General features: G+C 35.1%; 6 protein-coding genes. All 6 read right to left on the reverse strand.

What is annotated here, in order from left to right:
• Window positions 1-115: 115 nt before the first annotated feature.
• Entirely contained in the window at window positions 116-1804 is a 1689-nt protein-coding gene (locus ACH2BV_RS01440) for a sodium/sugar symporter (RefSeq protein WP_395048757.1), read from the reverse strand.
• 149 nt (window positions 1805-1953) lie between these two features.
• The gene (xylA, locus tag ACH2BV_RS01445) at window positions 1954-3279 is read right to left on the reverse strand and encodes a xylose isomerase (protein ID WP_395048758.1); all 1326 of its coding nucleotides are present in this window, start codon (window positions 3277-3279) and stop codon (window positions 1954-1956) included.
• 7 nt (window positions 3280-3286) lie between these two features.
• On the reverse strand, window positions 3287-4771 hold the full coding sequence (locus tag ACH2BV_RS01450) for a xylulokinase (protein WP_395048760.1): 1485 nt from the start codon (window positions 4769-4771) through the stop codon (window positions 3287-3289).
• 3 nt (window positions 4772-4774) lie between these two features.
• Entirely contained in the window at window positions 4775-7741 is a 2967-nt protein-coding gene (locus ACH2BV_RS01455; protein ID WP_395048762.1) for a T9SS type A sorting domain-containing protein, read from the reverse strand.
• Window positions 7742-8037: 296 nt separating this feature from the next.
• Entirely contained in the window at window positions 8038-8985 is a 948-nt protein-coding gene (locus ACH2BV_RS01460; protein WP_395048763.1) for a glycerophosphodiester phosphodiesterase family protein, read from the reverse strand.
• Window positions 8986-9049: 64 nt separating this feature from the next.
• Entirely contained in the window at window positions 9050-9568 is a 519-nt protein-coding gene (locus ACH2BV_RS01465; protein WP_395048765.1) for a DUF5597 domain-containing protein, read from the reverse strand.
• Window positions 9569-9605: the final 37 nt, after the last annotated feature.

The raw sequence follows: 9605 nt of genomic DNA on the forward strand, positions 1-9605 counted from the left end.
TTGAACAATCCAAGCATTCACCATCATAGGTAAATTATATTGGTCTCTACCGGACTTTGCAACAAAATTGATATAAGTTGCATATTGCCAAGTAGTAAAGAACGCTTTTTGAATCCTACCAAAAAATCGAATACAAGGCAACGAGTACACCACCTATAATCATTGCTCCAACGGCAAAACCATTGCTTACTTTAAACATTTTAGAATCCACTTCCAATCCTTTCACTTTAATTCCTCGTTTGACATCGTAAAGACTAATTACAATCATTAACAAAACACAAATGGCAAATACAAAACCCATTCGGTCTAAAAACGGAATCTCGTACGCCATTGTTTTGTCTTTTTGCTCTACCAATGTGGCAAAGCCTGTGCTGCTCAAGAATTCTAGATTCATAAAATTAGGCAAGAATTTAAAAATTACCGACATAATAAAGCCTCCAATGGTGGCAAACATTGCAGCATTCGAACTGGTTTTCTTCCAGAAAAATCCTAGAATGAACATCGCAAAAATCCCTGGACTTACAAACCCGGTGTACTCTTGAATAAATTCAAAACCTCCTTTTTTGTCAATGCCTAAAAAGGGAGCAATTAAGACAGCTAATAGCATCGCTGCCACAACCGTAATTTTACCCACTTGTACCAATCTTTTTTCAGTGGCATCCACATTTATTTTTTTCTTAAAAATATCCAAGGTAAAAATGGTGGAAATACTGTTCACTTTTCCTGCTAATGAAGCCACAACTGCGGCTGTTAGAGCGGCAAACGACAATCCCTTTAATCCTACAGGAAGTAAATTTAATAATACTGGATACGATCGGTCTGGATTTATGATTCCATCAGGTCCTAACATTTCGGTTTGTAATCCTCCTTTTGTATAAATTACATAAGCAGCAATTCCCGGTAATACAACGATTACCGGCATTAATAGTTTCAAGAAAGCGGCAAACAAAATACCGCTTCTGGCGGTTTTTAAATCAGCTCCCAAAGCTCGTTGGGTAATGTATTGGTTACAACCCCAATAATTTAGATTCACAATCCACATCCCACCAAATAAAACCGTCAATCCGGGTAAACTTGGAAAATTGGCATTGTCTTTTTTGAATATCATATGAAAATGATCACCTGATTGATCCATCATATAGTTAAATCCTTGAACCATTCCGTGCTGTCCATTTAGTTCTGCTACTTTATCCAAAGCTAAATACGTGGTGACCAATCCTCCGAAAATTAAAAACACAACCTGAATAACATCGGTATAGCCAATTACTTTCATTCCTCCCAAGGCAATAACAATGGCAAAGAAAGCCAATCCGTACATACACAAATTAATTTCTATTCCTGAGATTCCATTGATAGCCAAGGCACCCAAATATAGGATAGAAGTTAAATTCACGATTACATATAACAACAACCAAAAAACTGCCATAATCATTGCGACATTTCCATTGTATCGTTCACTCAAAAATTGGGGCATTGTGTAAATCTTGTTTTTTAAGTAAACCGGAATAAAAAACACGGCTACAATAATCAAGGTCAACGCTGCCATCCATTCGTAAGTAGCAATGGCCAATCCCATCTTGAATCCATTACCGGACATCGCAATAAATTGTTCAGATGAAATATTGGAAGCAATTAACGAAGTTCCAATGGCCCACCAAGTCAAGGACCCTTCGGCTAAAAAGTAATCGTGCGAGGCGGAAATGGATTTGATTTGTTTGCGCCTGTACACGGAATAACCGTATCCAGCTACTATAAAAAAGTAGACTAGAAAGACAAGGTAATCGGCTAATTGTAATGTTTTCATAAATAATGTTGTGGTTTAATTAGTTAATGAGTCAGAAGTATTTAATATGATTTTGTAAATTTCAACCAAATAAAAAGTGTCAAGAAAGCTATTAACCAAACAATTAAAAGTTTCCGACACCTTTTGGAATTTAATACTAATTCAAAATATTAAATATATTGGTTAATGATATTTTCGAACAATTCTTGTTTGCCGCTTTGCAAAGTAAGTTCACCATTTTCTTTGGCGATTTCGTACAACGCTTTTAAATCTAATTTTCCTTCTTCAAATTCTTTTCCTTTTCCTGAATCGAATGAGCTGTATCTTTCTGTTCTTAATTTATTATAAGCTGATGAGGTGATAATTTTATCCGCTGTCAACAAAGCTCTTGCAAAAGTATCTGCTCCGCCAATGTGTGCGTGGAAAACATCTTCCATATCGGTTGAATTTCTTCTGATTTTAGCATCAAAATTAACACCACCTCCTTGAAGACCACCAGCTTTTAAGAATACCAACATTGCTTCGGTAGTTTCTTGAATGTTATTTGGAAATTGATCCGTATCCCATCCGTTTTGATAATCACCACGATTAGCATCTAAACTTCCTAACATTCCCGCTTTGGCAGCTACTTCCATTTCGTGTTGAAAAGTGTGTTGTGCCAATGTAGCGTGGTTTACTTCGATATTCATTTTGAAATCTTTCTCTAAACCGTATTGATGTAAAAATCCAATGGCTGTAGCCGAATCAAAATCATATTGATGTTTCATTGGCTCCATAGGTTTTGGTTCGATGAAGAAATTTCCTTTGAAACCTTGTGCTCTGGCATAATCTCTAGCTTTTGCCAAAAAAGTTCCCATATGATCTAATTCTCTTCCCATATCGGTATTTAGCAAAGACATATATCCTTCACGTCCTCCCCAGAAAACATAATTTTCACCACCCAATGCAATAGTTGCATCCAAAGCTAATTTTATTTGTCCTCCAGCTCTTGCCACAACATTAAAATCAGGATTGGTAGAAGCTCCATTCATATAACGAGGATTAGAGAAACAGTTAGCCGTTCCCCAAAGCAATTTTACTCCAGAAGCCGCTTGTTTTTCTTTTAAATACTCGGTAATCGTTAGGATTTTTTTTTCAGATTCTCCAAAAGTGGCTCCTTCTCTAATTAAATCAAAATCGTGAAAACAGTAGTATCCAAATCCCATTTTTGTAATAAATTCGAAAGCGGCATCTGCTTTGTCTTTGGCTGCTTGCACTGCATCGGATGATTGATCCCAGGCAAAATTTTGTGTTCCAGGTCCAAATGGATCGGAACCTTGCCCGCAGAAAGTATGCCAGTAGGCGATGGCAAATTTAAAATGCTCACGCATTGTTTTGCCAGCCACAAATTGGTCTGGATTGTAATATTTGAATGCTAAAGGATTGTCTGTTACTGCTCCTTCAAATTTAATTTCGCCAATACCTTTAAAGTATTCTTTATTGCCTAAAGTTGCCATTATAATTTTATTTATTGATTATTAATTCTAGTTCTTTTTTCCAAAGTTGATAGGCTTTTAAATACGGTTTTTTGTCTTTAAATGGCATATACGTCATTACGTGGTCATTGTCGGTAATGTATTTTCCGAAGGTTTCAAAGTCGCCTTCGTGAAGTCCTGCTGCTCTTGCTGCGCCAATGGCTCCTGTCGTATTGTATATTTCTATTTCGTGACCAATAAGTGTTGCCACAGTATTCGAAAAAATCTCAGAACGAAATAAATTATCGTTTCCGGCACGCATTACCTTCACTTCGATACCATCAGATTTCATAATTTCCATTCCATAGACAAATGAAAAAGCGATTCCTTCTAAAGCTGCGCGACACATATGTGCTTTGCCGTGATTGTTCAGATTGATGTTTACTAATCGAGTTCCAATATCTTTATTATTCAGCATTCGCTCGGCTCCGTTTCCAAAAGGTATCATACAAACCCCATCAGATCCAACAGGAATATCTGAAGCGAGAGTATTCATTTCCTCATAAGAAGAAACCGAAAGATTATTCAACAACCAACGGTATTGAATTCCAGCTCCATTGATGCACAATAATTTCCCAATTCTTGGTTCATTCTCTTTTTTGTAGTTGACGTGGGCAAAATTATTGACTCTGGAACTCTCTTTTACCGACAAACTGTTAGTCATTGCATAAATAACTCCAGATGTTCCTCCTGTTGCAGCCACTTCGCCCGGATTGAAAACATTCAACGAAAGTGCATTATTGGGTTGATCGCCAGCTCTGTAAAAAATGGGAGTTCCTACGGCCAAACCACTTTCTTCAGCTCCTTTTTTATCAACTTTCGATTGAATGCAAAAAGTATCAACAATATCAGGAACCAGGCGTGTAGAAATATTATAGTGTTCGAACAAGAAATTAGCAAAACTGTCATTTTTAAAATCCCACATAATTCCTTCGGATAATCCTGAGATGGTGGTATTGATAACATTTGATAATTTGTAAGCGATATAATCGCCTGGCAACATAAATTTATGAATCTGATTGTAAATTTCTGGCTCATTATCTTTGACCCATTTCAACTTTGAAGCGGTGAAATTTCCAGGTGAATTCAACAAGTGTTCATTGCATATTTTTTCGCCAATAGTTAAAAAAGCTTCATTCCCTATTTCAACGGCTCTACTGTCGCACCAAATTATTGATTTCCGCAAAGGTTGACCTGCTGCATCGACCAGAACCAATCCATGCATTTGGTATGAAATTCCTATTCCTTTTATTTGTGTTCTAGAAATGTTATATTTTTTCTTCAATTTGGCCACGGCATTGCAAGCATGCAACCACCAATCTTCTGGTTTTTGTTCTGCCCAACCGTTTTTTAGGGCTAGCATACTCATCTCGGTTTCTGGCTCTTGTGCTACGCCAATACTTTTTCCTGTTGAAATTTCTACGATGGCCACTTTTACGGAAGAGCTTCCTATGTCAAATCCTATGTAATACATTTATTATTTTTTTACCAAAAGGACTGTTTGAACTTTATTTATAAAACTTAATCTCAAGATATAGACCCCTGAAGCATAATTTCTTAAATCAATATTTATTTGAGCTTCTTTAGCAGTTATTGTTTTAGCAAACACAATCTTTCCTGATAAATCTATAACCTGAAAACTATCTGCTTCGCCAAAAGGTGAAGGAGGTAATTTAACATTAAATATTCCTTCTGATGGATTGGGGTAGACAGAAACTCGTATTAAACTACCACCCTCAATTTCTTCTTTATCAATTGATAAAGTATTTAGCTGTGTGTTTATCACCAATTCCTCTAATGCTCTTTTAAAATCTAAATCTGAAAGCATCAAATTTGATATTGTATTGTCCTGAACCTGCTCAATTGCCATTGCAATAGCAGCCGTATTTATATCAAACCTTTCCCAATTGGGTGCCCATTTGTCATTCAAACCTCCAGGTAATTCTTTCATTCTTATATTATCTGGAAATCCGAGTAATGGATGGAAATAACCTGTTTTCCCATATTCTCTTAAAGCAGTCATAGAAGCATCAGGTAAAAAGGGATATGCTAAAACAGCGCCGTATGGTGCCGGAGAAATTTGAATCACTTCATTTGAATTTGCTGATCCATGAGCCTCGGAGCCTTGATTAGACACGTAAGAATCATACGATACGAAGCCATTTCCATCAACATTTGATAAGGTTCCGCATGCCGTTAAACCAATTAAAGGAAGGCCTAAAACTTCCAAAGATGTTTTTGCATCAAATTCATACGCTTTTTTACTATTGGCTATGAAAGGGTCCATGGTTCCCGTCCAAAGCTGTAACCAGTTGTAAGTAAATCCAGAACCAAACCAGCTCGGAAAAAAACCTTTTTTTTCGATCCTAATAATCTTATCCAGAATAGAGCTATCTAATTTTCCGCTTGCAATAGCTTCGGTATATATCAATTCTGTTTCTTCAGAAAATGCATCTCCCCATTCTCCATCTATAGGATTACCAGAGCTATCTAATGCTTTTGGTATCCTACCGTTTCTTGTAAGTATTTGATCCCATTGAGGTTTATCTAAAAGCACATCTGCAATGGCTACAATTGATGCATCATCACTGTATTTTTGTTTTGCAATTCTTATTCCTGCGGCACACATTGCCCAGTCTATTATACTTATGTTTTGCCAAATTGGAATTCCGTCAGAATTCATCCAATGCTGAGGAAATCCTAAAACGCCACTCACCCCGTTATTTACGTCGAGTGCATTTAACCAATTGAGGATAGAACTTATTTTTGTCTTTGCTTCAACTGAAGATAGCATGCCTTCTTTTTCAGCTAGTACAAAAGCTGCAATTGACATTCCTAATCCAGAAAGCTGAATATGATTCTCTCTACTTGAAATTTCTTGTACAACTCCTCTGTCAGCATCTAACTGAATATAATGCCAAATAAAATATCGGATTGCAGATTCTTTTAACCATTGCAGTACATCCTTATCATCTGTTGGAATTGAAAATGGTGCTACTGTACCATCTAGCAAATAAAGATCATCTAACAAAATTGCCGAAGCAAAAGCATCATTATTTCCTAAAACTTGATTGTCTGAATTTATAGAAAATTTAATCTGACGCATATTTATTGCCGCAAATGGAAGCTCATAACTTGCCCATTCCGTATTGACAGAAACCGTTTGAGCTTGCAAAACTTCACCTGCATCATTCCTAACTTCAACATCTAATGATATAGGCATTCCAATTGCTTTTGCCTTAAAACTAATCCCGTTTAAGTTACTTAACTCTAAAGGCAATTCTAATCGGGTTGCTGCGTCTAATGTTGAAAATGTAGAAACTACAAGAGAAGCTTCTTGACCTGATATAACTTTATCTGATGTAATACGAATCTCATCAAAATAACATTTCTCAATGACTCCCGATGTAGGAGCTATCCAAAACCATGTGATTTTTTTACCTGCATCTGCTGATAAATCAATTTGAATGTTTTCCCATTGTCCTCCATGGTATGTTCCATTAAAAGACTTATTACTTGAAGCACCCTCAAAATAGAATTGAACTTGATAATTTCCAGCTCCATTAGGATTGTATAATTGAAAATTAAAAATACTTTTATCAGTTACTAAGGCATTCAATGTACCGCTAATTCCCTTCCATGAACTAGCAGGATTGTTTTCGATTACATAAGAAGAAGTATTTACGATATTACTAAGGGGGTTTGATACGATACTTGCCCAAGAGTTATTTGCAAAATCTAAATTAACACCAGTTCCTACTTTATCAATAAATATTTCTAAACTACTAGTGTTAAAATTATTAAAATTTATCCGAAGTGCTTGCTCCCATTCAGACCTATCCATTGACAAATTAACAGCTTCTGAGGTTGTTTCAAACTTATATTCAGACATCATTTCTGTAAATCCTAACCTTGCTTGGTCATTAGTTAAAAGTGGAATCCCGACTTCCAGATTATTAAAAGAATGGTTTTGCGTAATAACTCCTTCTGAAATAGGTTCGGATAAGTTTCCATCTAAATACAAATTATCAATATAGGTTTGTGCCACCTGATTAGAACTTGGGTATATTATAAACCAACTCAATGTTTTTCCTATATGTGCTGACAAATCAATGACTTGGCTAGTCCATTCCGAAAGATTATAATTTCCAGAAAAAAAATATTTATCAGAACTTCCATCGAATGAAAATTGAATCTGATAATTTCCCGAACGCGAAAGGCTCAAAAATTGAATGTGAAAAATTCTAGTATCATTTGTTATTTGAACAGCACAACTACCACCTATTCCTTGCCAAGAAGTACTCGAATTATTAGAAATTACGTTTGCTGAAGAATTCATTTGATTACTCAATGGATTCGCAACAAAAGAACTCCATGAATTTTGCCCAACATTAAAAGTTGCTGATTGTACTGTATCATCAAATAGTACAACTTGTGCATTCATATGGAATACGCAACAAGTTAAAAAGCAAATCATTACACATAAATCTCTCATAATCTTATATCTTCATTCTTATTTATATTACATCAAGTTTTGCTCAATTATACAATATATAAACGCTTAATTACTTCTACATTTTTACCTTTTATAGGTAACCACTTTATAAACCCCAGGCGTGGTAATTGTTTTTTTTGTTTCGGGGGTGTAGGCGTTAGGATTTTCTTGTTTTTTTCTTCATTGGTAAGGACACAACAACCTTTATCTTCTAAAAATCTATGCTGAAAACTAATTTCTAACTTTTATTTGTGTAAATCTTTTGATTTTAAATATTGAATAAGCAATTGAGGTCTATCGGTTTGTATCATATTCACGCCGTTTTTTAAATACCAGCCATAGATACTGTCGGTATTTTTTATTGCAGCATCATCTTCATGTTCCGCATTTAATGATCCCCACAATGAATTGACCCAAACTCTACTCCCTTTATTTTTTATGTGAGAGAATTTTTTTAGTACTTTAGATGTATCGGTAGAAAAAATAATTTCAACAGCTTTAACTTTCAATTTGTTTTGAAAATCATCTATTATTTGTGATGAATTTGGCTCAGTATCAAGATTTATAACTGGCATAAAAATGATGGAATCCAATTTTGAACCAAAATCTAAGACCACTTGATCCACCGTTTTATTGAATCCTTTTATAATTATTTGATTCGTTGTTCCCGTTTTTTTTGCTATTTGAAATGCTTCATCAAAATAGTTGTATGATTTGTCGAGGTTAACCAAGATTTTACCTTTACACAAGATTAAAGCTTCTTCTAATGTTGGAACTCTATATTTAGTTGCAATGCATGCACCATTTTTTAAGTAAAGAGATTTTATTGATTCTAAGGTGTGGTCAGAAACCAATCCAACGCCTGTTGTTGTTCGATCTAATGTTTTGTCGTGCATAATAATCAATTGATTATCTTTGGTTTTTGCCACATCCATTTCTAACATATCAACACCCATAGTTATGGCGCTTTCCATTGCTTCGAGAGAGTTTTCTGGAAAATTTCGCCAATCACTTCTGTGAGCGATAACCATAACGTCTTTTCCATTAGAATCATTGAATCTATCTATTAAATAATCAATTCTCTGTTTATTTTGCGTTGTGGATTCACTATTAACACTATTGTAATTTGGTTTGCACGAAACGATTAAAACGCTTATTACTATTGCAAATACTATTTTTAAAGTAGGTTTCATTCTGATTATTTTCTATGTTTAGCAAATTTACTATTAAATATTTAAATTATTTTTTGTTTGCCATTTACCTCCTGTAAGTCATCACTTTATAAACTCCTGGAGTTGTAATCACTTTTTTTGTTTCTGGTGAATATGCATTCGGGTTTCCTTGTTTTTTTTCTTCATCGCTAAGATCTACCGAAGATTTGAAAGTACGACCAAAAACTCTTGTTACTGCGTTGTGCCAAGTTTCATCGCCATTCATCAATCGGGTTGGGACCCATTGTTCGTTTTCATAGCGACCTTCCCAGACTTGTCCGATATGACCAATCTCTCCTTTTTTGGCTGATTCAAAAAAGATTTTTAAATTCATTCCAATTACTGTAAATTCTTCTTCCGAAGTTTGAATGATGATTCCAAAACAAGGCTCATCGGGTTTTTCATAATTCACTTTTAATTTATAATCTCCAAAAGTCAATTCAGGTCCTTGATCATTTCCCTCTTTTAAAACAGCTTGCATTCTTCCGGTACCTTGGTATTTTTTAAATGAATAACCCCGAAGCAGAGCTTCGAGGTATCGTGTTAGTCGAATAAGAAACTCAATTGATTTCTATGAAATTTTTTATACTTGTTTTTCTCAT

The sequence above is a fragment of the Flavobacterium sp. genome, from assembly GCF_043780635.1.
Lineage (GTDB): Bacteria > Bacteroidota > Bacteroidia > Flavobacteriales > Flavobacteriaceae > Flavobacterium.

What these genes read in the sequence shown, in the direction of transcription:
- ACH2BV_RS01440 (WP_395048757.1), bottom strand. Translation starts at nt 1,804, where the DNA reads ATGAAAACATTACAATTAGCCGATTACCTTGTCTTTCTAGTCTACTTT.
- xylA (WP_395048758.1), bottom strand. Translation starts at nt 3,279, where the DNA reads ATGGCAACTTTAGGCAATAAAGAATACTTTAAAGGTATTGGCGAAATT.
- ACH2BV_RS01450 (WP_395048760.1), bottom strand. Translation starts at nt 4,771, where the DNA reads ATGTATTACATAGGATTTGACATAGGAAGCTCTTCCGTAAAAGTGGCC.
- ACH2BV_RS01455 (WP_395048762.1), bottom strand. Translation starts at nt 7,741, where the DNA reads ATGAATGCACAAGTTGTACTATTTGATGATACAGTACAATCAGCAACT.
- ACH2BV_RS01460 (WP_395048763.1), bottom strand. Translation starts at nt 8,985, where the DNA reads ATGAAACCTACTTTAAAAATAGTATTTGCAATAGTAATAAGCGTTTTA.